Raw genomic sequence first — 1,633 nt, forward strand, 5'->3', positions numbered from 1 at the left:
CCGCCGTCGCATTGCTCGGCGCTTGGCAGTCCTGCCCGAAGTTCAGTCGCTGCTGAGTGGGCTGGCGACGTTGGCGACAGACCTAGACGCCTAGAGGTGGGGGGAGTGGTCAGCAGGTCGCCCTGACGGTTCTTCCCCGGCGTCTATGACGACGCGGCGGCGACGTTCGCCGCGGCAGGCGGCAGCCCAGCGGCTTCCCTTGACCGGTGATAGCGCTCCGCAAGTCCTGCCCAGCGTTCACCGTAGCGGTGCGCGGAATCGACGACGGTCTGCGGTATGTGAACGAAGGGCGGCCGAGCAGCCCCAGCACGCCCATAGCCCGCAGTGTCGATTGCCATCTTCCACCAGGCGGACTGCATGGCTTGGAATTCCTCCATAGTCAGACCCAGCGTTCGAAATGGCGCCTGCATCTGGTCGGCGATGGCCGCGGCCTCTGTCCAGTTGCCACGCTGGCATGCATCGCGCAGCGAAAGCGCGGGCCAAGGGCCCATGCATACGTCGATGCTCCACGCTCCGGCAGCGCCGAACATCATTGCGGGGTACATCAACTGGTCCAAGACGAGGACCGACATCTTGTCCTTGACCGCTTTGATGGCGCCGATCACATTGAAGATGTCCATCGAGGTCTGCTTGAGCGCAACGACATTGCGAATCTGGGCCAGCTCCCTAAATGCACCGGGCGGCAATGTGATGCGGAACGCATGCGGGTTCTGGTAAATCATAATCGCCAGCTCCGGAACGGCCTCGGCGAGGTCTTTATAGTACTGGACCGCGTTCTCGGCAGTCTGCGGCAAATACATCGGCGGTCCGCTCATGATCCCGTCCGCCCCGAGGTCGGCGATGACGCGGGCGCGTCGGATCGAGTCGCGCGTGTTGAGCGTACTGGCACCAACGAACACCGGAACCCGAGCGTTCACCGTCTCCACGACCGTGGTGATGAGCGTGCGGTATTCGTCGTCGGAAAGGGTGTGCGACTCGCCGGCGCTGCCGGTCGTGACGATGCCGTCGACACCATCACGAACCAGACGATCAACCAGAGACGCCAGCGCATCGGTGTCGATCGTGTCGACCGCGTTGACATCGGCGGCGTCCGGCGTCGAGCAGGCCGGCACGAATCCCCACAACCCCTTCATGTCGCTGGGAACGAGTTCGCTGGTGCGTGTTGTCATCAGCCGTGTCCAATCTGGTTTGAGGATTTTCGGAATGGCTTTGTTGGCGGTATGGTCGCGCCGGACCGTCCAGGGTGGGACTTGAGCCGATGGTAGGTGCCGATGCACTCCCGTTCGTGGCATTGTGTCCCTCGGCGCGAAGTCAACTCTAGGCGCCGCGATAAGTGCTAGTAGTCGATGTCTAAGCCGCTCTCGAGTTCTGCGAGCCGATCCTGGGCTTTTCCGATCGACATCATCTTCATCATGTTGCCGACGGCTTTCATCTGCCCGGTCATGGTCGCGGTCTGGCCGTTGAGCGCACCCCGAGACAGCTCGACGTTTGTTTCGTAGCTGAGCTCGGCCTCCACGTCGGGCGTGCGCGGCGGGGATCCGATACCGACGATGAGCGACCCGTCAGAGAAATGCATGTAGTAGTCATCGCTGGCCGGGCTCTGCGACACGGATACGCGGAGCACCACGTCATG

2 protein-coding genes are annotated in these 1,633 nt (G+C 62.7%); both read right to left on the reverse strand.

The window, feature by feature from the left end; genetic code table 11:
• Nucleotides 1-143 precede the first annotated feature (143 nt).
• Complete coding sequence (locus tag J3476_RS25200) at nt 144-1,169, reverse strand: dihydrodipicolinate synthase family protein (RefSeq protein WP_207069043.1); 1,026 nt, start codon at nt 1,167-1,169, stop codon at nt 144-146.
• A 167-nt stretch (nt 1,170-1,336) separates the two neighbouring features.
• Nucleotides 1,337-1,633: SCP2 sterol-binding domain-containing protein (locus tag J3476_RS25205; protein ID WP_207069044.1), on the reverse strand; the 297-nt coding region annotated here is incomplete at its 5' end.

It is taken from the genome of Mycobacterium sp. PO1 (assembly GCF_017312405.1).
Taxonomy (GTDB): Bacteria; Actinomycetota; Actinomycetes; order Mycobacteriales; family Mycobacteriaceae; genus Mycobacterium.